23 protein-coding genes and 1 tRNA gene are annotated in these 21,313 nt (G+C 65.7%); 4 read left to right on the top strand and 20 right to left on the bottom strand.

The genetic code is table 11. From position 1 onward, the window contains the following. The 11 genes from AC07VX_RS07460 to rpsO form a co-directional block, all read right to left on the bottom strand. On the bottom strand, positions 1-504 hold the full coding sequence (locus tag AC07VX_RS07460; RefSeq protein ID WP_493164117.1) for an NADH-quinone oxidoreductase subunit NuoE family protein: 504 nt from the start codon (positions 502-504) through the stop codon (positions 1-3). Beyond that, positions 501-1,754, bottom strand: coding sequence for an NADH-quinone oxidoreductase subunit D (locus AC07VX_RS07455; protein WP_493164116.1), 1,254 nt, complete (start codon positions 1,752-1,754; stop codon positions 501-503). Before AC07VX_RS07455 ends, AC07VX_RS07460 begins: the two co-directional genes overlap by 4 nt. A gap of 3 nt (positions 1,755-1,757) precedes the next feature. Further along, complete coding sequence (locus AC07VX_RS07450) at positions 1,758-2,354, bottom strand: NADH-quinone oxidoreductase subunit C (RefSeq protein ID WP_493164115.1); 597 nt, start codon at positions 2,352-2,354, stop codon at positions 1,758-1,760. 10 nt (positions 2,355-2,364) lie between these two features. Beyond that, positions 2,365-2,841: a NuoB/complex I 20 kDa subunit family protein gene (locus tag AC07VX_RS07445; protein WP_046113908.1), complete on the bottom strand. Its 477-nt coding sequence runs from the start codon at positions 2,839-2,841 to the stop codon at positions 2,365-2,367. Between the two features lie 30 nt (positions 2,842-2,871). Beyond that, entirely contained in the window at positions 2,872-3,231 is a 360-nt protein-coding gene (locus tag AC07VX_RS07440; protein WP_268150751.1) for an NADH-quinone oxidoreductase subunit A, read from the bottom strand. 220 nt (positions 3,232-3,451) lie between these two features. Further along, positions 3,452-3,536 (bottom strand) — tRNA-Leu (locus tag AC07VX_RS07435). Between the two features lie 112 nt (positions 3,537-3,648). Next, the gene (gene secG, locus AC07VX_RS07430) at positions 3,649-4,035 is read right to left on the bottom strand and encodes a preprotein translocase subunit SecG (protein WP_493164114.1); all 387 of its coding nucleotides are present in this window, start codon (positions 4,033-4,035) and stop codon (positions 3,649-3,651) included. 52 nt (positions 4,036-4,087) lie between these two features. Then, positions 4,088-4,831: a triose-phosphate isomerase gene (gene tpiA / locus AC07VX_RS07425; protein ID WP_493164113.1), complete on the bottom strand. Its 744-nt coding sequence runs from the start codon at positions 4,829-4,831 to the stop codon at positions 4,088-4,090. 9 nt (positions 4,832-4,840) lie between these two features. Then, entirely contained in the window at positions 4,841-5,827 is a 987-nt protein-coding gene (locus AC07VX_RS07420; protein ID WP_493164112.1) for an NAD(P)H-quinone oxidoreductase, read from the bottom strand. 11 nt (positions 5,828-5,838) lie between these two features. After that, positions 5,839-7,983 carry a polyribonucleotide nucleotidyltransferase gene (gene pnp / locus AC07VX_RS07415; RefSeq protein ID WP_493164111.1) on the bottom strand — a complete coding sequence of 715 codons (2,145 nt, stop codon included), beginning with the start codon at positions 7,981-7,983 and terminating at the stop codon, positions 5,839-5,841. Between the two features lie 220 nt (positions 7,984-8,203). After that, positions 8,204-8,473 (bottom strand): 30S ribosomal protein S15, encoded by a 270-nt coding sequence (gene rpsO / locus AC07VX_RS07410; RefSeq protein WP_493164110.1) that lies wholly within the window; start codon positions 8,471-8,473, stop codon positions 8,204-8,206. A 403-nt stretch (positions 8,474-8,876) separates the two neighbouring features. On the opposite strand from rpsO, the gene AC07VX_RS07405 reads away from it, so the two are divergent. Beyond that, positions 8,877-9,266 (top strand): Hsp20/alpha crystallin family protein, encoded by a 390-nt coding sequence (locus tag AC07VX_RS07405; protein WP_493164109.1) that lies wholly within the window; start codon positions 8,877-8,879, stop codon positions 9,264-9,266. Here AC07VX_RS07405 and tsaD read toward each other — a convergent pair. From tsaD to uvrB, 9 genes are all read right to left on the bottom strand, one after another. Then, positions 9,263-10,306, bottom strand: a complete 1,044-nt coding sequence (gene tsaD, locus AC07VX_RS07400; RefSeq protein WP_493164108.1) for a tRNA (adenosine(37)-N6)-threonylcarbamoyltransferase complex transferase subunit TsaD — start codon at positions 10,304-10,306, stop codon at positions 9,263-9,265. The genes AC07VX_RS07405 and tsaD overlap by 4 nt on opposite strands. Positions 10,307-10,311: 5 nt before the next feature. Next, entirely contained in the window at positions 10,312-10,650 is a 339-nt protein-coding gene (fdx, locus tag AC07VX_RS07395; RefSeq protein WP_493164107.1) for an ISC system 2Fe-2S type ferredoxin, read from the bottom strand. A 9-nt stretch (positions 10,651-10,659) separates the two neighbouring features. Next, positions 10,660-12,504 (bottom strand): Fe-S protein assembly chaperone HscA, encoded by a 1,845-nt coding sequence (gene hscA / locus AC07VX_RS07390; protein ID WP_493164106.1) that lies wholly within the window; start codon positions 12,502-12,504, stop codon positions 10,660-10,662. 3 nt (positions 12,505-12,507) lie between these two features. Further along, positions 12,508-13,026 carry a Fe-S protein assembly co-chaperone HscB gene (hscB, locus tag AC07VX_RS07385; RefSeq protein ID WP_493164105.1) on the bottom strand — a complete coding sequence of 173 codons (519 nt, stop codon included), beginning with the start codon at positions 13,024-13,026 and terminating at the stop codon, positions 12,508-12,510. A gap of 63 nt (positions 13,027-13,089) precedes the next feature. Then, a complete protein-coding gene (iscA, locus tag AC07VX_RS07380; protein ID WP_310270377.1) occupies positions 13,090-13,413 on the bottom strand; it encodes an iron-sulfur cluster assembly protein IscA in 324 nt (107 codons plus the stop codon). Position 13,414: 1 nt separating this feature from the next. Further along, complete coding sequence (gene iscU / locus AC07VX_RS07375) at positions 13,415-13,801, bottom strand: Fe-S cluster assembly scaffold IscU (RefSeq protein ID WP_493164104.1); 387 nt, start codon at positions 13,799-13,801, stop codon at positions 13,415-13,417. 10 nt (positions 13,802-13,811) lie between these two features. Continuing rightward, positions 13,812-15,032 carry an IscS subfamily cysteine desulfurase gene (locus AC07VX_RS07370; protein WP_493164103.1) on the bottom strand — a complete coding sequence of 407 codons (1,221 nt, stop codon included), beginning with the start codon at positions 15,030-15,032 and terminating at the stop codon, positions 13,812-13,814. Between the two features lie 29 nt (positions 15,033-15,061). Beyond that, positions 15,062-15,595: a Fe-S cluster assembly transcriptional regulator IscR gene (iscR, locus tag AC07VX_RS07365; protein WP_025563988.1), complete on the bottom strand. Its 534-nt coding sequence runs from the start codon at positions 15,593-15,595 to the stop codon at positions 15,062-15,064. Positions 15,596-15,781: 186 nt separating this feature from the next. Continuing rightward, positions 15,782-17,911: an excinuclease ABC subunit UvrB gene (uvrB, locus tag AC07VX_RS07360; RefSeq protein WP_493164102.1), complete on the bottom strand. Its 2,130-nt coding sequence runs from the start codon at positions 17,909-17,911 to the stop codon at positions 15,782-15,784. Between the two features lie 115 nt (positions 17,912-18,026). Between uvrB and AC07VX_RS07355 the strand changes: the two genes are divergently transcribed. The 3 genes from AC07VX_RS07355 (at position 18,027) to rsxB (ending at position 21,311) form a co-directional block, all read left to right on the top strand. Continuing rightward, a complete protein-coding gene (locus AC07VX_RS07355; protein ID WP_493164101.1) occupies positions 18,027-19,214 on the top strand; it encodes an amino acid aminotransferase in 1,188 nt (395 codons plus the stop codon). 122 nt (positions 19,215-19,336) lie between these two features. Next, positions 19,337-20,659 carry a polyhydroxyalkanoate depolymerase gene (locus AC07VX_RS07350; RefSeq protein WP_493164100.1) on the top strand — a complete coding sequence of 441 codons (1,323 nt, stop codon included), beginning with the start codon at positions 19,337-19,339 and terminating at the stop codon, positions 20,657-20,659. Between the two features lie 7 nt (positions 20,660-20,666). Beyond that, positions 20,667-21,311, top strand: a complete 645-nt coding sequence (gene rsxB / locus AC07VX_RS07345) for an electron transport complex subunit RsxB (protein WP_493164099.1) — start codon at positions 20,667-20,669, stop codon at positions 21,309-21,311. Positions 21,312-21,313: the final 2 nt, after the last annotated feature.

Here is a 21,313-nt window from a genome sequence, read left to right as displayed (position 1 = left end):
TCAGGCCTTCGAGCTTTCAGCGCGCAGCACGTCGACGAGCTCGTCGAGACGCTCGATCGTCATGAAGCTGCACATCTGGCGGTCGTTGACCAGCATCACCGGCGAGTCGGCGCAGGCGCCCAGGCACTCGCTCTTCTGCACGGTGAACAGGCCGTCGGCCGTCGTGCCGCCCTGCTCGATGCCAAGCTTGCTGCACAGGTGGTCCAGCGCCTTCTGGCCGTCGCGCAGCTGGCAAGGCAGGTTGGCGCAAACGTTCAGCTTGAACTTGCCGACCGGCTTCTGGTTGTACATGTTGTAGAAGGTCGTCACCTCGTACACGGCGATGGGCGCCATGCCGAGGTGAGCCGCGATCGCGTCTTCCGCGGCGCGGGAGACATAGCCCTCTTCCTGCTGCACGATGGCCAGGCAGGCCATGACGGCCGACTGGCGCAGTTCGTAGGGGTACTTGGCGACCTCGCGGTCGAAGCGAGCGCGGGTGGCGTCGGAGAGTTGGTAGCTGCTCATCGGTCGATCTCACCGAAAACAATGTCCATCGTGCCGATGATGGCCACGGCATCGGCGATCATGTGGCCGCGACCCATCTCGTCCAGCGCTGCCAAGTGGGCGAAGCCTGGGGCACGGATCTTCAGGCGGTAGGGCTTGTTGGCGCCATCGCTGACCATGTAGATGCCGAACTCGCCCTTGGGGTGTTCAACAGCTGCATAGGCCTCGCCTTCCGGCACGTGGAAGCCTTCGGTGAAGAGCTTGAAGTGGTGGATCAGCTCTTCCATGTTGGACTTCATGTCCACGCGGGCTGGCGGCGCCACCTTGTGGTTGTCGGTGATGACCGGGCCGGGGTTGGCACGCAGCCATGCTGAACACTGTTGGATGATGCGGTTGGACTGGCGCATCTCTTCCACACGCACGACGTAGCGGTCGTAGGTGTCGCCATTGGTGCCGATGGGAATGTCGAAGTCCAGCTTGTCGTAGACGTCGTAGGGCTGGGTCTTGCGCAGGTCCCAGGCGATGCCCGAGCCGCGCAGCATGGCGCCGGTAAAGCCGAGGTTGAGCGCCCGCTCGGGCGACACAACGCCGATACCGACCGTGCGCTGCTTCCAGATGCGGTTGTCGGTCAGCAGCGTCTCGTAGTCGTCGACGTTCTTCGGGAAGCGCGCACAGAAGTCGTCGATGAAGTCCAGCATCGAGCCCTGGCGGTTCTCGTTGAGCTGGGCGATCGCCTTGGCATTGCGGATCTTGCTGACCTTGTACTGCGGCATCGTGTCCGGCAGGTCGCGGTACACGCCGCCCGGACGGAAGTAGGCGGCGTGCATGCGCGCACCCGACACCGCTTCGTACAGGTCGAACAGGTCCTCACGCTCGCGGAAGCAGTAGATGAGGATGTTCATCGCACCACAGTCCAGGCCGTGGCAACCCAGCCAGAGCAGGTGGTTCAGCAGGCGGGTGATTTCGGCGAACATCACGCGGATGTATTGCGCGCGGATCGGCACCTCGATGCCCAGCATCTTCTCGATGGCAAGGCAGTAGGCATGCTCGTTGGCCATCATCGACACGTAGTCGAGGCGGTCCATGTAGGGCAGCGACTGGATGTAGGTCTTCTGCTCGGCGAGCTTCTCGGTGGCGCGGTGCAGCAGGCCGATGTGGGGGTCTGCGCGCTGGATGACTTCGCCGTCCAGCTCCAGCACCAGGCGCAGCACGCCGTGAGCGGCCGGGTGCTGGGGACCGAAGTTCAGCGTGTAGTTCTTGATTTCGGCCATGGTTCAGAGCCCGCCGTACTTGTCTTCACGAATGATGCGCGGCGTGATTTCGCGCGGCTCGATCGTGACCGGTTGGTAGATCACGCGCTTCTGCTCGGCGTCGTAGCGCATCTCGACATGACCCGACACCGGGAAGTCCTTGCGCATCGGATGGCCGATGAAGCCGTAGTCCGTCAGGATGCGGCGCAGGTCGTTGTGGCCGTCGAAGATGACGCCGTACATGTCGAATGCCTCGCGCTCGAACCAGTTGGCCGAACTCCACACCTCGGTGACCGAAGCCACGCAGGGAAAGTCGTCATCGGTCGCGAAGACCTTCAGGCGCAGGCGCCAGTTCTTGCTGACCGACAGCAGATGGCTGACGACAGCGTAGCGTGGACCTTCCCAGGCACCGTCGCCGAAGCTGCTGTAGTCGACACCGCAAAGGTCGATCAACTGCTCAAGCTTGAGTTCAGGATGATCGCGAAGCGTCGTCGCAACGTCGAAATAGTCGGCCGCGCGCACGGTCAGCGTCAGTTCGCCCAAGGCGTTCTTCAACTCCACGACGCGCTCGCCGAGGACGGCCCCAATCTGCTGGGCCAGGGTTTCGAGATTCAGGCTCATACCTAGGCGCTCAGCGGGCAATGGTGTTTTCGCGGCGGATCTTGGCCTGCAACTGCAGGATGCCGTAGAGCAGCGCCTCGGCCGTCGGCGGGCAACCGGGCACGTAGACGTCCACCGGCACGATGCGGTCGCAGCCGCGCACGACGGAGTAGCTGTAGTGGTAATAGCCGCCGCCATTGGCGCAGGAGCCCATGGAGAGCACCCAGCGCGGCTCGGCCATCTGGTCGTAGACCTTGCGCAGGGCCGGCGCCATCTTGTTGCATAGCGTGCCGGCAACGATCATCAGGTCGGACTGGCGCGGGCTCGGACGGAACAGCATGCCGAAGCGGTCGATGTCGTAGCGGGCGGCGCCCGCATGCATCATCTCGACGGCACAGCAGGCCAAGCCGAAGGTCATCGGCCAGAGTGAGCCGGTCTTGGACCAGTTGATGAGCTTGTCGACCGACGTGGTGACAAAGCCCTCTTTCAAGACGCCTTCAATACCCATTTGGAATTCCCAGCTTGTGTCGGCGAACGCTTATTCCCAGTCCAGGGCGCCCTTTTTCCATTCGTAGGCGAAGCCGACGACCAGAATGCCGAGGAAGATCATCATCGCCCAGAAGCCTGTCGCACCGATTTCCTTGAGCGCAACAGCCCAAGGGAACAGGAAAGCAATTTCCAGGTCGAACAGAATGAACAGGATGGCAACGAGGTAGTAGCGCACATCGAATTTCATGCGCGCGTCTTCAAAGGCCTCGAAGCCGCATTCGTAGGGGGAGTTCTTGGCCTGATCCGGCCGATTCGGGCCCAGCAGCGCGCCGAGCACCTGGGGTGCGATCCCGACCACTGCGCCGACCAAGATGAAAAGGATGACGGGCAGGTATTGATCGAGATTCATTTGCGCCTTCTCTGGTCGACTGAAACGTCTTCGTCAACGCAGTCGCTCTACAAGCCGACCACAAAAGCAAACAGGCGCGCCACCAGCGAATCGAAAGATATCGCTCGCGGATCGCGCCCGCCTTGAACCTTGCATCAGCCACCCCAGATTCGTTCCGGGAGACCTAGCGACAGGCCGCTTTGGCCGACCTTCCGAATCAACGGAAGACCTGCCGATTGTCTGGTGCCGTCGGCGAGACTCGAACTCGCACAGCTTTCGCCACTACCCCCTCAAGATAGCGTGTCTACCAATTTCACCACGACGGCTGGTACTGAAATCTGCCCGGCAACTGGGGAGGGTTTTGCTTGCCAGACAGCCTCGCATTCTATACCGGAAATGACTGGCCTCCGATGAAGAGGCGAGGCTTTTAGTCAGGCTTCAGTTCGCAGCGGCCGAAGCTGCCGCGGAGGCCGGCGCAGCGGGCGCAACGATGGCGCCAGGGATGGCGGCAGCACCGGAGGCGGCAGGCGCCGGCGCAACGACGGCGGCGCGGTCCAGCACGTTGTCCGCGCCCGGCGCAGCGGTGCGCCCGTTGGACAGGAAGGCCAGACCCAGCGTGCAGCCGAAGAACAGCGTCGCCGCCACGGCAGTGCTGCGCGACAGGAAATTGGCGCTGCCGGTGGCACCGAACAGGCTGCCGGAAGCACCGCTGCCAAAGGACGCGCCCATGTCGGCGCCCTTGCCGTGCTGCACCAGCACCAGACCGATGATCGCCAGGGCCGACAGCAGCTGAACGATCAACACCAGATTTGCAAAGAACTGCATTCCAAACACTCCATCAAAACTCGGAGGCGCCCACGCCGGACGCCGGGAAAACTCAGTGGGCCGCGGCCCGGCAAATGGCGGCGAAGTCAGCCACCTTCAACGAGGCGCCACCGATCAGGCCGCCGTCGATGTCGGCCTGCGAGAACAGCTCGGCCGCGTTGTCGGCCTTGACGCTGCCGCCATAGAGGATGCGCATGGCGGCCGAACGGTCGGTCGCGGCATGCAGCTGGGCGCGCAGCACAGCATGCACGGCCTGCGCTTCGGCGGGCGTGGCCGTCAGGCCGGTACCGATGGCCCAGACAGGCTCATAGGCCACGACCATCTCGCCGCAGCAGTGGCCCAGCGTGTGGATGACGGCGGCGAGCTGGCGCTTGACGACAGCTTCAGTCTGGCCGGCTTCGCGCTCGGCGCGGGTTTCACCCACGCAAACGATGGGCGTCACGCCATGGGCCAACGCAGCCTTGGCCTTGTCGGCGACGAGCTGGTCGCTCTCCGCGTGGTAGGCGCGGCGCTCCGAGTGGCCGACGATGGCGTAGCGGCAGCCGACGTCGTGCAGCATGGCCGACGACACCTCGCCGGTGTAGGCGCCCTGCTCGTGCGAGGAGCAATCCTGGGCGCCATAGGCGATGGCCGTGCCGGTCAGAGCCAGAGCCGTCTCGGCAATGTAGAGGAACGGCACGCAGACGGCGACGTCGGCGTTCCAGGGGCCGGCTTCCTTGAGGCCGGCGAGCAGCTGGGCATTGGCAGCTCGGCTGCCATGCATCTTCCAGTTGCCCACGACAAGTTTCTTTCTCATGTCAGCTCCTCACCAGGTCAGCACGATCTTGCCGATGTGCTGGTTGGATTCCATCAATGCATGAGCCTCGGCCGCCCGCGCGGCGGGCAGCTCGCGGTACACCACGGGCTTGATGTGGCCCGCCTCGATCAGCGGCCAGACCCTGTCGCGCAAGGAGCGCGCGAGCTGGGCCTTGAAGGCCGCAGAACGCGGGCGCAGCGTCGAGCCGGTGATCGTCAGGCGCTTGCGCAGCACGAGTCCGGCATCGATCTCCGACTTCACGCCACCCTGCACGGCGATCAGCGCGAGGCGGCCGTCCTCGGCCAGCGCCTGCACGCCGCGGCCGATGTAGTCGCCCGCCACCATGTCCAGGATCACGTCGACGCCACGACCACCGGTGGCGGCCTTGGCTTCGGCAACGAAGTTCTGTTCACGGTAGTTGATTGCGACGTCGGCACCCAGGGCCTTGCAGGCCTCGGCCTTGTCGGCACTACCCACCGTCACCAGCACGCGGGCGCCGAGCGCCTTGGCCATCTGGATGGCCGTCACGCCTATGCCGCTGGAGCCGCCATGGATCAGCAGCGTCTCGCCGGCTTGCAGGCCGACGCGGTCGAACACATTGGCCCAGACAGTGAAGCAGGTTTCCGGAAGCGTGGCCGCTTCGGCCAGCGTCCATCCCTTGGGCACAGGCAAGCATTGGCCCACCGGCACCGCGCACAACTCAGCATAGCCGCCACCATTGACCAGAGCGCAGACCTTGTCGCCCAGCTTGAAGCCATGCGCAGCCAGAGCTGACGCGTCGCCGGCGACGATGTCGCCAGCAATCTCCAACCCAGGCAACTCGCTCGCACCCGGCGGCGGCGGATAGGCGCCCTTGCGCTGCAGCACGTCCGGGCGGTTGATACCCGAAGCTGCAACACGGATCAGGCACTCACCCAGGCCCGCGACAGGATCCGGCCGTTCGGCCAGTTCAAGCACCTCGGGCCCGCCGGGGCGGGTGATCGCGATGGCCCTCATCGCAGCCCTGATTACTCCGCTGCGGGCGACGTCGGCTCAGCGGCCGGCGCAGCTTCACGCTCCGGGCGGTCGATCAGCGCCTTCATGGACAGCTTGATGCGGCCCTTCTCGTCGGTCTCGAGCACCTTGACCTTGACGACTTGGCCTTCCTGCAGGAAGTCGGTCACCTTTTCGACGCGCTGGTGGGCGATCTGGCTGATGTGCAGCAGGCCGTCCTTGCCGGGCAGCAGGTTCACGAGGGCGCCGAAGTCCAGAATCTTGACGATCGGGCCTTCGTAGACCTTGCCCACTTCGACTTCGGCCGTGATCTCGGCGATGCGCTTCTTGGCCATCTCGGCCTTCTCGGCGTCCGTCGACGCGATCGTGATGGTGCCGTCTTCGCCGATGTCGATCGTCGTGCCGGTCTCTTCGGTCAGTGCACGGATGGTGGCGCCGCCCTTGCCGATAACGTCACGGATCTTCTCCGGGTTGATCTTCATCGTGTACAGGCGCGGGGCGAACTGCGACACCTCGGTGTTGGCGCTGCCCATGGCCTCGACCATCTTGCCCAGGATGTGCAGGCGGGCTTCCTTGGCCTGAGCCAGGGCGACCTGCATGATCTCCTTGGTGATGCCCTGGATCTTGATGTCCATCTGCAGGGCGGTGATGCCGGTCGTCGTGCCGGCCACCTTGAAGTCCATGTCACCCAGGTGATCTTCGTCACCCAGGATGTCGGTCAGCACGGCGAAGCGGTTGGCGTCCTTGATCAGACCCATGGCGATGCCGGCCACATGGGACTTCATCGGCACGCCGGCGTCCATCAGCGCCAGGCAGCCGCCGCAGACGGAGGCCATCGACGAGGAGCCGTTGGACTCGGTGATTTCCGAGACCACGCGCAGCGAATACGGGAAGTCTTCCTTGCTCGGCAGCGCGGCGATCAGCGCGCGCTTGGCCAGACGGCCGTGGCCGATTTCGCGGCGCTTCGGCGAGCCCACACGACCCGTCTCGCCGGTAGCGAAGGGGGGCATGTTGTAGTGCATCATGAAGCGGTCTTCGAACTCGCCGTCCAGCGCGTCGATGCGCTGGGCATCACGGTCCGTGCCCAGCGTGGCGACCACGAGAGCCTGCGTCTCTCCGCGCGTGAACAGCGCCGAGCCGTGGGTGCGCGGCAGGATGCCGTTGCTGATCTCGATGGGGCGCACGGTGCGGGTGTCGCGGCCGTCGATGCGCGGCTCACCCGCCAGGATCTGGCTGCGCACGATGCGGGCTTCGATCTCGAACAGCAGGCCTTCGACCTCGACCTTGTCGAACGACACGCCTTCGGCCGACAGCGCGGCGAACACGTTGGCCGTGGCGGCGCGGCAGGCTTGCGTGCGGGCCTGCTTGGAGCGGATCTGGTAGGCCTCGCGCAGCGGGCCTTCGGCCAGGGCGTTGACCTTGGCGATGAAGGCTTCGTCCTTGGCGGGCGCGGTCCAGTTCCAGGCCGGCTTGCCGGCTTCCTTGACCAGTTCGTTGATCGCGGCGATGGCGACATTGCCCTGCTCGTGGCCGAACACCACTGCGCCCAGCATGACTTCTTCCGACAGCCCGGAGGCCTCGGACTCGACCATCAGCACGGCGGCTTGCGTGCCGGCGACGACCAGGTCCATCTGGCTGTTCACCAGTTCAGACTTGCTCGGGTTCAGCGTGTACTCGCCGTTCACATAACCCACGCGGGCGGCGCCGATCGGGCCATTGAACGGGATGCCGGACACGGCCAGGGCGGCGGACGTGCCGATCATGGCGGCGATGTCGGCCTGCACTTCGGGGTTCAGGCTCACCACATGGATGACGACCTGGACTTCATTGAAGAAGCCTTCGGGGAACAGCGGGCGGATCGGGCGGTCGATCAGGCGGCTGGTCAGCGTCTCGTGCTCGGAGGGACGGCCCTCGCGCTTGAAGAAGCTGCCGGGGATCTTGCCGGCGGCATACGTCTTCTCGAGGTAGTCGACGGTCAGCGGGAAGAAGTCCTGGCCGGCCTTGGCCTCGGTCTTGGCGACCACGGTGGCCAACACGACGGTGCCTTCGATGTTGACGAGGACGGCGCCGGTGGACTGGCGGGCGATCTCGCCCGTTTCCAGAACGACTTGGTGGCGGCCCCACTGGAAGGACTTGGTGACCTTGTTGAACATGGACATGCTCATTGCTCCTGGTTGCGTTGGGCGCAAGTCATCGAACTTGGGCGCCCGGTGAACACCGGAAACGAGACTGGGTTTGGTCCAGATGCCATTCCAGGGCGGCTCGCGCGAAAGCCGTCTTGGAATGATCCGTGACCACGTCAGCTTGGTTCCGGCAGATGGACAAAGAGCCTGTGCTGGGCTTGATGGACCAGACAGGCTCCTTGCGGATTCGGGTGACTTACTTGCGCAGGCCCAGCTTGGCGATCAGCGCGGTGTAGCGGCTGGAATCGATGCGCTTCAGGTAGGCCAGCAGGCTCTTGCGGGTGTTGACCATCTTCAGCAGGCCGCGGCGGCCGTGGTGGTCCTTGGCGTGCAGCTTGAAGTGGGGCGTCAGCTCGTTGATGCGGGCGGTCAGCAGGGCGACTTGGACTTCGGGGCTGCCGGTGTCGTTGGCGCTGCGGGCGTTGGCCTTGACGATTTCGGCCTTGTTCAGATCGGCGACGGACATTTTGTTTTCCAAAAGGTTTCGGAAGTCCGGCCGGGCAGGCACATCACATGGCGCTGCCGCAGACGGTTTCCGGGGTTGACTTGCGGACACGGGGGAAACCACCCCGAGCCGTGCTGGCGCGCTCGACTTGCGACGAGCTTCTTGTTCTGCACCGGGAAGCGCAAAACCTTCGGATTCTAGCCCAAAGCCTGAAACAGCCCAAACAGCGGCAGACCAAGCAGTCGGACTTAGGGGCGCCCCAAGCCGGTTTCAAGAGCAAGGAATGCCCTGCCCCATGAATGCGTGACTTATCTGCTTCGGCGCGGGAACCACTCTTGAAGCGCTTCAGCACCGCCCTATCTCCGGGTCATCGGGTGCTGCTCCCGACTGGCTCAGCAGCGCAAACCAACGGAGTCGAATCGCCATGTTCTACCTCACCCAACCCCGCTACGTCGCCCGTGCCGTGCGTCCGTTCGATGCCGACACCATCCGCACGCCCGCCCTGGACGTCAGCGAGGACGACAAGGCCTACAGCGTCACCGTCGACATGCCCGGCGTCGCGAAGGAAGCCGTCAGGGTCCGGATTGAAGGTCGCCGCGTGCACATCGAGACCGCCACGGCGGAAGCCGCTGCATCGACCGACGGCTCCCGCGTGCTCTACCGCGAGCGTCGCGCAGCCAGCTATGCCCGCAGCTTCTCGCTGCCCGTCGAGATCGATCAAGCGCAATCGCAGGCCCGCTTCGAGAACGGCGTGCTGACCTTGAACCTGGTCAAGCGCATCGCCGAGAACGGCGGCCAGCTGACGATCAACTAAACGGCCGACAGATCCCAGCGCGGGCGGACTTCGAAGCCGCCGTCCCGTCTGGGCTGGGCCATGCCCCGCTGCACGCGCAGCGCAGCGGCCATCGCGATCATGGCGCCGTTGTCGGTGCAGAGCTGCAGTTCGGGGTAGTGCACGCGCACACCCCGCTTCGCGCAGACAGCATTCAGCTGCTCGCGCAGCTTGGCATTGGCACCCACGCCGCCAGCGACGACAAGGCGCTTCAACCCCGTTTCCTTCAGCGCCAGCAGCGACTTCTTCACCAGCACGTCGACGATGGCGGCCTGCGTCGATGCGGCCAAGTCGGCCTTGGTCTGCTCGCAGGGCACGGATCCGTCCAAGCCGATCTTCTTCACCTGCGTCAGCACCGCCGTCTTCAGGCCGGCGAAGCTGAAATCCGGCTTGCCGCTGTGCAGCAGCGGGCGCGGCAGGGCGAAGGCCTCCGGATTGCCGAACTCGGCCATGCGCGCCAGGTGCGGGCCGCCCGGGTAGGGCAGGCCCAGCAGCTTGGCACTCTTGTCGAAAGCCTCGCCAGCAGCGTCGTCGATGGTTTCGCCGAGCATCTCGTACGCCCCCACTTCGTCCACACGCATCAACTGCGTGTGGCCGCCGCTAACCAGCAGAGCGACGAAGGGGAACTCCGGCGGATCGGCCGACAGGAAGGGCGACAGCAGATGCCCTTCCAGGTGATGCACAGGCAGTGCCGGCACATCCAGGGCGGCGGCCAACGACACAGCGACGCCCGCGCCCACGAGCAAGGCGCCCGCAAGGCCGGGGCCTTGGGTGTAGGCCACCAGGCTCACGTCATGCAGCGCCAGTCCAGCCTGCGACAGCACCTCGCGCGTCAACGGCAGCACGCGCCGCACATGGTCGCGTGAGGCCAGTTCGGGCACGACGCCGCCGTAGGCCTGGTGCATCGAGATCTGGCTGTGCAGCGCCTGGGCCAGCAGCCGTGGCGGCCTGTCGCCCTCCACCTCGACGAGCGCAACCCCGGTCTCGTCGCAGGACGACTCGAAACCCAGGATGCGCTTCACCCCACTCACTTGCCTTCCTTGGCGTGGTTGACGGAGTACTTGGGGATCTCGACCGTGATGTCCTGCTGGCGCAGCAGCGCCTGGCAGGACAGGCGCGAATCAGGCTCCAGCCCCCAGGCGCGGTCCAGCATGTCCTCCTCGTCTTCTTCCATCTCGGAGAGGGACCGGCCGCCCTCGCGCACGATGACGTGGCAGGTCGTGCAGGCGCAGACCTGGTCGCAGGCATGCTCGATGTGGATGTCGTTGTCCAGCAGGGCTTCGCAGATCGACGTACCGGGGGCTGCCGTGATGCTGGCACCGTCGGGGCAGTACTCGGCGTGAGGGAGGATCTTGATGACGGGCATGGTGTGCTTTCAGAGAGCCGAGACGTTGCGGCCGGTCAGCGCGCGGGCGATGGAGCGGTTCATGCGCTCGGCGGCAAAACCCTCGGTCGCCTCGGCCAGCGCCTTCACGGCGGCATCGATGGCATCGGCATCGCCGTCCATGCGCGCCAGCTCCGCCAGCCTGGCCTCGAGCGCTTCACGCTCGGCCTGAGGCAGCAGATCGCCATCGACGGCCAGCGCGCTGCGCGTCGCGAGGATCATGCGTTCGGCTTCGACCCGGGCCTCGCGCAGCTTGCGTGCGGCCATGTCGCCCTCGGCACTGGCGAAGCCGTCCTTCAGCATGTTGGCGATCTCGTCGTCGCCGAGGCCGTAGCTGGGCTTGACGGTGATGGCGGCCTGCACGCCCGAGGTCAACTCCTCGGCAGAGACACTGAGCAGGCCGTCCGCATCAACCTGGAAGCTGACGCGGATGCGCGCCGCGCCGGCCACCATCGGCGGGATGCCGCGCAGCTCGAAACGAGCGAGCGACCGGCATTCGCTGACCAGTTCGCGCTCGCCCTGCACCACGTGGATGGCCATGGCCGTCTGGCCGTCCTTGAAGGTCGTGAAGTCCTGGGCCTTGGCCACGGGGATGGTCGAGTTGCGCTCGATGACGCGCTCGACGAGGCCGCCCATCGTTTCCAGGCCGAGAGACAGCGGGATCACATCCAGCAGCAGGATCTCGCCATCGGCGGCATTGCCGGCGAGCTGGTTGGCCTGGATGGCGGCGCCCAGGGCCACGACCTCGTCGGGGTTGAGGTTGGTCAACACCTCGCGGCCGAACAGCTCGCCAACAGCGCGGCGCACGACGGGCATGCGCGTGGAGCCGCCCACCATGACCGTGCCCTGCACGTCGACTGCCTTGACCTTGGCGTCGCGCAGCACGCGCTTCACGGACGACAGCGTCTTGGCGATCAGCGGCTGGACCAGATCTTCAAACTGCTGGCGCGTGACACTCGCGCGCAGTTCGCCAGTGTCCAGCGTCGCGACCAGTTCGGCCGACTCCGCTCCGGACAGGGCCTCCTTGGCCGCACGCGCTGCGACGAGGACCGCACGCTTGTCGTGCGCCGATTCGACAACACGACCGGCGAGCGCCCAATCGGCCAGCGCCCGATCGAAATCGTCACCGCCAAGGGCCGCATCGCCGCCCGTCGCAACGACCTCGAAAACGCCGCGCATCAGGCGCAGCAGCGAGATGTCGAAGGTGCCGCCACCGAGGTCGTAGACGGCATAAAGGCCTTCGCTGGCGTTGTCCAGGCCGTAGGCGATGGCCGCCGCCGTGGGTTCGTTGATGAGGCGCAGCACCTTGAGGCCAGCCAGCTCGGCGGCGTCCTTGGTGGCCTGGCGCTGGGCATCGTCGAAGTAGGCCGGCACCGTGATGACGGCGCCGAACAGGTCATCGAGGAAGCTGTCTTCGGCGCGGAAGCGCAGCGTGGCGAGGATCTCGGCGGACACCTCGACGGGGCTCTTCACGCCGTCGCGCGTGGCAATGGCCAGCATGCCGGGGCGATCCTCGAATTGGTAGGGCAGCTGCTCGCGATTGGCGATGTCGGCCACGGCCCGGCCCATGAAGCGCTTGACCGAGACGATGGTGTTCTCGGGGTCCTCGGCCTGGGCTGCGAGCGCGTCGGCGCCGATCTGGCGGCGGCCTTCGGGCAGATAGCGCACGGCCGACGGCAGGATGACGCGGCCCTGCTCGTCGGGCAGGCATTCGGCCACGCCGTGGCGCACGGCGGCGACGAGGGAATGGGTCGTACCCAGGTCGATGCCGACGGCGATGCGGCGCTGGTGCGGGTCCGGCGAGGCGCCGGGTTCGGAGATTTGAAGAAGGGCCATGAGTCAGGCATCCAACGCCGCGAGGCGCTGGTCGATGTCGGCGCGGAAACGCTGGATGAACATCAGCGCCCTCACCTGCGCGGCTGCCGCCGGCGCGTCGTTGTTGTCGTCGAGAAGCCTCTGCGCCTGGGCCAACGAGGCGGCTTCGGCTTGAGCCGCATCGTCATCGAGGGCTTCGAGGGCGGACTCGCTCCCCGCCTCATCCAGCGCCTCGCGCCACTCCATCTGCTGCATCAGGAAGGCGGCCGGCATCTGCGTGTTGTTCTCCGCCCCAACCGACGCACCGCGCAGCTCGCACAGGTAGGCCGCGCGCTTGAGCGGATCCTTCAGACGCTGGTAGGCCTCGTTCACGCGCATGGCCCATTGCATGGCCACGCGCTGGGCGGCAGCACCCTCAGACGCGAAACGGTCGGGGTGCACCTCGGCCTGCAACGCCTTCCAGCGCGCGTCGATGTCGGCGCGCGCCTGAGCCTGCGTCTCGGGCAGGCCGAAGAGCTGGAAGTCGTTGTCGGTCAGGCGCATGGTGCGGCGGTGAAAAAGCAAAAAGCGCGGCCGGTGCCGCGCTCAGCAAGAACTCGGGGCCGGTCAGACACGGAACGATTCGCCGCAGCCGCAGCGGTCCTTCTCGCGCGGGTTGCGGAACTTGAAGCCTTCGTTCAGGCCTTCGCGGACGAAGTCCAGCTCGGTGCCGTCCAGATAGGGCAGGCTCTTGGGGTCGATGAGGATCTTGACCTCATGCCCTTCGAAGATCACGTCTTCCGGCGCCACCTCGTCGGCGTATTCCAGCTTGTAGGCCAGGCCTGAGCAACCAGTGGTCTTCACGCCCAGGCGCACGCCCACGCCCTTGCCGCGCTTGGCGATGTAGCGCTTGACGTGGCGGGCCGCGGCTTCGGTCAGCGTGACGGACATATCAGCTGCTGTGCTTGGCGCGGTAGTCGTCCACGGCGGCCTTGATGGCGTCTTCGGCCAGGATAGAGCAGTGGATCTTGACCGGCGGCAGAGCCAGCTCTTCGGCGATCTGGGTGTTCTTGATCGTCAGCGCCTCGTCCAGGCTCTTGCCCTTGACCCATTCGGTCACGAGGGAGCTGGAGGCGATGGCCGAGCCGCAGCCGTAGGTCTTGAACTTCGCGTCCTCGATGAGGCCGGTTTGCGGATTGACCTTGATCTGCAGCTTCATCACGTCGCCGCAGGCGGGCGCGCCGACCATGCCGGTGCCGACGTCCTCGTCGCCGTTGTCGAACTTGCCGACGTTGCGGGGGTTCTCGTAGTGGTCAACGACCTTTTCGCTGTAAGCCATGTTGTTCTCCTCAGTGGGCGGCCCACTGGATGGTGCTCAGATCGACACCGTCCTTGTACATGTCCCAGAGCGGGGACAGTTCGCGCAGTTTCGCGACGCGGTCCGTCAACACGCTGACGGCGTAGTCGATCTCTTCCTCGGTCGTGAAGCGGCCGATGGTCATGCGCAGGGAGGAATGCGCCAGTTCATCGCTGCGGCCCAGCGCGCGCAGCACATAGCTGGGCTCCAGGCTGGCCGAGGTGCAGGCTGAGCCGGACGACACCGCCAGGCCCTTCACGCCCATGATCAGCGACTCGCCCTCGACGTAGTTGAAAGAGATGTTCAGGTTGTGAGGAACGCGCTTTTCCAGATCGCCATTGATGAAGGTCTGCTCGATGTCCGAGAGCCCCTTCACCAGACGCTCGTGAAGCGCGCGGATGCGATCACTCTCGATGCCCATCTCCTCGCGGGCGATGCGGAAGGCCTCGCCCATGCCGACGATCTGGTGCACCGGCAGCGTGCCCGAGCGCATGCCGCGCTCGTGGCCGCCACCATGCATCTGGGCCTCCAGACGCACGCGCGGCTTGCGGCGCACGTAGAGCGCACCGATGCCCTTGGGGCCGTAGGTCTTGTGCGAGGCCAGGCTCATCAGGTCGATAGGCAGCTTGGCCATGTCGATCTCGACCTTGCCGGTGGCCTGGGCTGCATCGACGTGGAAGATGATGCCGCGCTCGCGGCAGAGGTTGCCCAGCGCGACGACGTCCTGGATGACGCCGATCTCGTTGTTCACGTACATGACCGAGGCCAGGATGGTGTCCGGGCGCAGCGCGGCCTTGAAGGCTTCCAGGTCGACGAGGCCGTTCTCCAGCACGTCGAGATAGGTCACGTCGAAGCCCTGGCGCTCCAGCTCACGCATGGTGTCGAGCACGGCCTTGTGCTCGGTCTTCACGGTGATCAGGTGCTTGCCGCGGGTCTTGTAGAACTGCGCTGCACCCTTCAGCGCCAGGTTGTTGGACTCGGTCGCCCCCGAGGTCCAGACGATCTCGCGCGGGTCGGCGCCGATCAGCTCGGCCACCTGCACGCGGGCCTTCTCGACGGCCTCTTCAGCTTCCCAGCCCCAGGCGTGGCTGCGCGACGCCGGGTTGCCGAAATGCTCGCGCAACCAGGGAATCATCGCGTCCACCACGCGGGGGTCGCACGGCGTCGTGGCGCCGTAGTCGAGGTAGATCGGGAAGTGCGGGGTCATGTCCATGGAACGACTTCTTTTCGAGTTCTTCTGACTTACTTGCTGAACGCGCCGCCCAGGGCGAAGACGGAGTTCGGCGCCGTCACGCGGATGGGCTTGAGCACCGGCTGGCTGGAGATGGCGCGTTTGACCGGCGCCGCCTCGACCTCGAAGCCCTTGGCCAGTTGCTCGTCGGCGAGCTTGCGCAGGGAAACGGAATCGAGGTACTCGATCATCTTGGCGTTCAGATTGGTCCAGAGTTCATGGGTGATGCAGCGGCCGCTGTCTTCGCCCATGCAGTTTTCCTTGCCGCCGCAGCCGGTGGCGTCCAACGCCTCGTCCACGGCGACGATGATGTCGGCGACGGTGATGTCCTCGGCCTTGCGGCCCAGCGAATACCCGCCGCCCGGGCCACGCGTGCTTTCCACCAGTTCATGGCGGCGCAGCTTGCCGAAGAGCTGCTCCAGGTAGGACAGCGAAATCTGCTGCCGTTGGCTGATCGCCGCCAGAGCCACGGGGCCCGTATTCTCGCGCAGCGCCAAGTCCAACATCGCGGTGACTGCAAACCGGCCTTTGGTAGTGAGACGCATAAAAACTCCTTTGCGAGATGGCACGACCAGGATTTGTCCTGGACAAATGATTTCGGGTTAACCCGTGACGCCCGGGACAATAGCCGAGCGAATCATTTCCGATGATTTTACTCGACTAATCGGCCGCATCCCAGGGTTACTGGGTAGCCCTAGGATTCGACGGGTTTTTTGCTGCAACGCAGCAGTTCAACGTGGCAAGCCGGTCTTGCGAGCGCTGTCCAGCGGCACGATGTTGTCGTGCACGAGTGCGCCGAAGGCCTGCTCACGCAGTTGCGCAAGTTGGTCGCGCAGGCGGGCGGCCAGCTCGAACTCCAGGTTGCGGGCGTGCTCCAGCATCTGCTTTTCGAGCTGGGCCATGCGCTTGGCCAGGTCCTTCTCGGACAGGTCCTCCACCTTGGCGACCGCCAACAGCTTGGCCTCGTCGCGGCCGGCCTCTTCGGAGTAGACGCCGTCGATCAGGTCCTTGATGCGCTTTTGCACGCTGCGCGGCGTGATGCCGTGCTCCTCGTTGAAGGCGATCTGCTTGGCGCGACGGCGCTCTGTTTCGCCGATGGCCTTCTTCATGGACTCGGTGATGCGGTCCGCATAAAGAATGGCCTTGCCGTTGAGGTTGCGCGCCGCGCGGCCGATGGTCTGGATCAGGCTGCGCTCGGCGCGCAGGAAGCCTTCCTTGTCGGCATCCAGGATGGCCACGAGCGACACCTCGGGGATGTCCAGCCCCTCGCGCAGCAGGTTGATGCCCACCAGCACGTCGAAGGCGCCCAGCCGCAGGTCGCGCAGGATTTCCACGCGCTCCACCGTGTCCACGTCAGAGTGCAGATAGCGCACCTTGACGCCGTTGTCGCTGAGGTAGTCGGTCAGCTGCTCGGCCATGCGTTTGGTCAGCGTCGTGATCAGCACGCGCTCGTTGACCTCCACGCGCAGGCGGATTTCCTGCAGCACGTCGTCCACCTGATGCGTGGCCGGCCGCACCTCGACGATGGGGTCCACGAGGCCCGTCGGCCGCACGACCTGCTCGACCACCTGGCCCGCGTTGTCCTGCTCGTACTGCGCCGGCGTGGCCGACACGAAGATGGCCTGGCGCATCTTGCGCTCGAACTCGGCGAACTTCAGCGGTCGGTTGTCCAGGGCCGACGGCAGGCGAAAGCCATACTCGACCAGCGTCGTCTTGCGCGCCCGGTCGCCGTTGTACATGCCGCCGAACTGGCCGATCAGCACATGGCTTTCGTCGAGGAACATCAGCGCGTCGGGCGGCAGGTAGTCCACCAGCGTCGGCGGCGGGTCGCCGGGCTGGGCGCCGGACAGGTGCCGCGTGTAGTTCTCGATGCCCTTGCAGTGGCCCACCTCCTGCAGCATCTCCAGGTCGAAGCGCGTGCGCTGCTCGATGCGCTGGGCCTCGACCAGCTTGCCCTCCTTGACGAAGAAGCCGACGCGCTCGCGCAGTTCCTCCTTGATGGCGTCTGCCGCCGCCAGCACGCGCTCGCGCGGCGTCACGTAGTGGCTGCTGGGGTAGACGGTGAAGCGCGGGATCTTCTGGCGGATCTGTCCCGTCAGCGGATCGAACAGCGACAGGGCCTCGATCTCGTCGTCGAACAGCTCGATGCGGATGGCCAGCTCCGAATGCTCGGCCGGGAAGACGTCGATGGTGTCCCCGCGCACGCGGAAGTGGCCGCGCTGGAACTCCATCTCGTTGCGCGTGTACTGCATGCGGATCAGGTGGGCGATGACGTCACGCTGGCCCAGCTTGTCGCCCACCCGCAGCGTCATGACCATCTGGTGGTAATCAGCGGGCGAGCCGATGCCGTAGATGGCCGACACGGAGGCCACGATGATCACGTCGCGCCGCTCCAGCAGGCTCTTGGTGCACGACAGCCGCATCTGCTCGATGTGCTCGTTGATGGCGCTGTCCTTCTCGATGAAGAGATCGCGCTGCGGCACATAGGCCTCGGGCTGGTAGTAGTCGTAGTAGCTGACGAAGTACTCGACCGCGTTCTTCGGAAAGAAGTCCTTGAACTCGCTGTAGAGCTGGGCTGCCAGCGTCTTGTTGGGTGCGAAGACGATGGCCGGCCGGCCCAGCCGGGCGATGACGTTGGCCATCGTGAAGGTCTTGCCCGAGCCGGTCACGCCCAGCAGGGTCTGGTAGCTGAGGCCATCGTTGATCCCCTCCACCAACTGGGCGATGGCCGTCGGCTGATCCCCCGCCGGAGGGAAAGGCTGGAACAGCTGGAACGGGGAGCCTTCGAAGCTGACGAATTCGCCCTTGCGTTCCTCCGAGTCACTTTCGGGGCCGGGTTGGACGTTCAAAGCTTCTTGCATGGGGAATTCCCTGAATCACGGGGCAAAATTGGTTCGCTGCGAAACCGGGCAGGTTAGCGCAGACCCTGATCTTTCAACCCTCCCCTGCTGCCAACGTCCTTTCAGGAAACCCGTCATGTCCCTCTTCGCCGACGTCGCCCTTGCCCCCCGTGATCCCATCCTCGGCCTGAACGAGCAGTTCAACGCCGACACCCGCGCCGGCAAGGTCAACCTCGGCGTGGGCGTCTACTACGACGAAGCCGGCAAGCTGCCGCTGCTGAAGTGCGTCCGTGAAGCCGAGGCTGCCATGGCCGCCGCCCCCAAGCCGCGCGGCTACCTCCCTATCGACGGCATCGCCGCCTACGACAAGGCCGTGCAGAAGCTGGTCTTCGGCAGCGAGCTGAAAAACATCGCCACCGTGCAGGCCCTGGGCGGCACCGGCGCGCTGAAGATCGGCGCCGACTTCCTCAAGCAGCTCAACCCCGGCGCCAAGGTGCTGATTTCCGACCCGAGCTGGGAGAACCACCGCGCCCTGTTCACCCAGGCCGGCTTCACGGTCGAGACCTACCCCTACTACGACGCCGCCAGGAAGGGCATCAACTTCGACGGCATGCTGGCCGCATTGAACGCCGCGCCAGCGGGCACGGTCGTCGTGCTGCACGCCTGCTGCCACAACCCGACGGGTTACGACATCACGGCTGCCCAGTGGGCCGAGGTGGTCGCCGTCGTCAAGGCCAAGAGCCTGACGCCTTTCCTGGACATGGCCTACCAGGGCTTCGGTTTCGGCCTCAAGGAAGATGGCGAGGCGGTGCGCCAGTTCCAGGCCGCCGGTGTGGGCTTCTTCGTGTCCACCAGCTTCTCCAAGAGCTTCTCGCTGTACGGCGAGCGCGTCGGCGCGCTGAGCGTCGTCTGCAACAGCGACGAAGAGGCCGTGCGCGTGCTGTCGCAGTTGAAGATCATGATCCGCACCAACTACTCCAACCCGCCGACGCACGGCGCCCAGGTGGTGGCCGCCGTGCTGTCCGACGACAAGCTGCGCGGCCTGTGGGAAGAGGAACTGGGCGGCATGCGCGTGCGCATCAAGGCCATGCGCTCAGCGCTGGTCGCAGCGCTGAAGGCCGCCGGTGTCACGCAGGATCTGTCCTTCGTCACCGAGCAGCTGGGCATGTTCAGCTACTCCGGCCTCAACGCCGCCCAGATGCAGCGCCTGCGCAATGAGTTCGGCGTCTACGGTGTGGACTCCGGCCGCATCTGCGTGGCCGCGCTGAACGAAGGCAACCTGCCGACCGTCGCCGCGGCCATGGCCGCCGTGCTGAAGGGCTGAACGCACCGTTGAAGTGCGCAGGATTGGCGGTTTGACCGTCAATCCGATGTTGCAGCGCACAAAGCCGAAAGCGTTTTCTGGCACCATCGGGCCATTCCACGGCCCCTAGTTCAAGGTTTGCCATGCTGTATCAGCTCTTCGAAACCCAGCGCGCCCTGCTCAGCCCCTTCTCGGAGTTCGCCGCCGCATCGGCCAAGCTCTACAGCCACCCGCTGTCGCCGTTCGCGCACACGCCGATGGCTCAGCGCCTGTCGGCAGGCCTCGACCTGGCGCATCGTCTGGCCAAGGACTACGAGAAGCCCGAGTTCGACATCAAGACCGTCGAGGTCGATGGCGTCGAGGTCGCCGTGCAGGAGCTGGTGCCGCTGGAGAAGCCCTTCTGCCGGCTGCTGCGCTTCAAGCGCTACACGGACGACCCCAAGGTACTGGCCAAGATGAAGGACCAGCCCACGGTGCTGGTCGTGGCGCCGCTGTCCGGCCACCACAGCACGCTGCTGCGCGAAACCGTCAAGCAACTGCTGAAGGACCACAAGGTCTATATCACCGACTGGACCGACGCCCGCATGGTGCCGCTGGAAGTAGGCCCCTTCCACCTGGACGACTACATCCGCTACGTGCAGGAGTTCATCCGCCACGTCGGCGGCGCGGACTGCCATGTGATGTCCGTCTGCCAGCCCACGGTGCCCGTGCTGGCCGCCATCTCGCTGATGGCCAGCGCCGGTGAGCCCACGCCGCGCAGCATGACCATGATGGGCGGCCCCATCGACGCCCGCAAGAGCCCGACGGCCGTCAACAACCTGGCCATGAACCGCAGCTTCAGCTGGTTCGAGACCAACGTCATCTACCGCGTGCCCACCAACTTCCCCGGCGCCGGCCGCGAGGTCTACCCGGGCTTTCTGCAGCACACCGGCTTCGTTGCGATGAACCCGGACCGGCATCTGACCTCCCACTACGACTACTTCCTGGACCTGGTGCGCGGCGACGACGAGGGCGCAGAGGCCCACCGCCGCTTCTACGACGAGTACAACGCCGTGCTGGACATGCCGGCCGAGTACTACCTGGACACCATCAAGACCGTCTTCCAGGATTTCGCGCTGGTCAACGGGACCTGGCAGGTGGACGGCGCCTTCGTGCGCCCGCAGGACATCACGACGACGGCCCTGCTGACGGTCGAAGGCGAACTGGACGACATCTCCGGCGCCGGCCAGACCAAGGCCGCCCACGAGATCTGCTCCGGCGTGTCCAAGCAGCACCAATACCACTACGACGCCATCGGCGCCGGCCACTACGGCATCTTCTCGGGCCGCCGCTGGCGCGACAACGTCTATCCCGAAGTGCGCGAGTTCATCGCCAAGTACGAAGCTGCGCCGCTGAAGAAGACCGCCAAGGCGACCCCCGTCAAGGCCACGGCCAAGCCGGCACCGGCCCGCAGGCGAAAGGCTTGAATCCAGCGTGAGCCTCGCGTCCCTGATCGACGCCGCACTGCCGCAGACCCAATGCACCCGCTGCGGCTACCCGGACTGCCGCCGCTACGCCGACGCCGTCGCCGCGGGTGAGGCCGAGATCAATCAGTGCCCGCCCGGCGGCGCGGAAGGCGTGGCGAGGCTCTCAGTCATCACCGGCCGCCCTGCCCTGGCGCTGAATCCCGCCAACGGCATCGAAGCCACACGAGGCGTGGCCGTCATTGACGAGGCCTGGTGCATCGGCTGCACGCTGTGCATCAAGGCCTGCCCGGCCGACTGCATCGTCGGCGCGCCCAAGGCCATGCACGTCGTCGTCGCGGCCCAGTGCACAGGCTGTGAGCTCTGCGTGCCGGCCTGCCCGGTGGACTGCATCTCCATACCCGAAGTGACCACCACCACCGGCTGGGCCGCATGGAGCCAGCACCAGGCCGACGAGGCGCGCGAGCGCTACGCCTTCCGCCAGTTCCGCCGCCACCGCGAGGCCGAGGAGAACGAGGTGCGGCTCATGGCCAAGGCCGAGGCGAAGCTGGCCGACGTGGCGGCGGCATCGGTCATCACCGACCCGGCGCAGCTGGACCGCAAGCGCGCCGTCATCGAGGCAGCGCTTGCCCGCGCACGAGCCAAACGGGGCTGACA

This window comes from Roseateles sp. GW821-FHT03B02 (genome assembly GCF_059421025.1).
Note: the sequence above shows the minus strand (reverse complement) of the source record. Positions and strands in the feature narration are given on the sequence as shown.

Coding starts and splice junctions, on each gene's coding strand:
- rpsO (WP_493164110.1), bottom strand. CDS start 8,473: ATGTCCGTCGCCGATCTGAACAAGGCCGAAATCGTCAAGGCCAACGCC.
- AC07VX_RS07405 (WP_493164109.1), top strand. CDS start 8,877: ATGTTCTACCTCACCCAACCCCGCTACGTCGCCCGTGCCGTGCGTCCG.
- AC07VX_RS07455 (WP_493164116.1), bottom strand. CDS start 1,754: ATGGCCGAAATCAAGAACTACACGCTGAACTTCGGTCCCCAGCACCCG.
- AC07VX_RS07450 (WP_493164115.1), bottom strand. CDS start 2,354: ATGAGCCTGAATCTCGAAACCCTGGCCCAGCAGATTGGGGCCGTCCTC.
- pnp (WP_493164111.1), bottom strand. CDS start 7,983: ATGTCCATGTTCAACAAGGTCACCAAGTCCTTCCAGTGGGGCCGCCAC.
- secG (WP_493164114.1), bottom strand. CDS start 4,035: ATGCAGTTCTTTGCAAATCTGGTGTTGATCGTTCAGCTGCTGTCGGCC.
- AC07VX_RS07420 (WP_493164112.1), bottom strand. CDS start 5,827: ATGAGGGCCATCGCGATCACCCGCCCCGGCGGGCCCGAGGTGCTTGAA.
- iscU (WP_493164104.1), bottom strand. CDS start 13,801: ATGGCTTACAGCGAAAAGGTCGTTGACCACTACGAGAACCCCCGCAAC.
- fdx (WP_493164107.1), bottom strand. CDS start 10,650: ATGCCCGTCATCAAGATCCTCCCTCACGCCGAGTACTGCCCCGACGGT.
- hscB (WP_493164105.1), bottom strand. CDS start 13,026: ATGCGCCTGACCGACAACGACTTCCAGCTCTTCGGCCTGCCCGAGACG.
- AC07VX_RS07460 (WP_493164117.1), bottom strand. CDS start 504: ATGAGCAGCTACCAACTCTCCGACGCCACCCGCGCTCGCTTCGACCGC.
- AC07VX_RS07445 (WP_046113908.1), bottom strand. CDS start 2,841: ATGGGTATTGAAGGCGTCTTGAAAGAGGGCTTTGTCACCACGTCGGTC.
- AC07VX_RS07355 (WP_493164101.1), top strand. CDS start 18,027: ATGTCCCTCTTCGCCGACGTCGCCCTTGCCCCCCGTGATCCCATCCTC.
- tpiA (WP_493164113.1), bottom strand. CDS start 4,831: ATGAGAAAGAAACTTGTCGTGGGCAACTGGAAGATGCATGGCAGCCGA.
- iscR (WP_025563988.1), bottom strand. CDS start 15,595: ATGCGTCTCACTACCAAAGGCCGGTTTGCAGTCACCGCGATGTTGGAC.
- AC07VX_RS07350 (WP_493164100.1), top strand. CDS start 19,337: ATGCTGTATCAGCTCTTCGAAACCCAGCGCGCCCTGCTCAGCCCCTTC.
- hscA (WP_493164106.1), bottom strand. CDS start 12,504: ATGGCCCTTCTTCAAATCTCCGAACCCGGCGCCTCGCCGGACCCGCAC.
- iscA (WP_310270377.1), bottom strand. CDS start 13,413: ATGTCCGTCACGCTGACCGAAGCCGCGGCCCGCCACGTCAAGCGCTAC.
- AC07VX_RS07440 (WP_268150751.1), bottom strand. CDS start 3,231: ATGAATCTCGATCAATACCTGCCCGTCATCCTTTTCATCTTGGTCGGC.
- AC07VX_RS07370 (WP_493164103.1), bottom strand. CDS start 15,032: ATGGACATGACCCCGCACTTCCCGATCTACCTCGACTACGGCGCCACG.
- uvrB (WP_493164102.1), bottom strand. CDS start 17,911: ATGCAAGAAGCTTTGAACGTCCAACCCGGCCCCGAAAGTGACTCGGAG.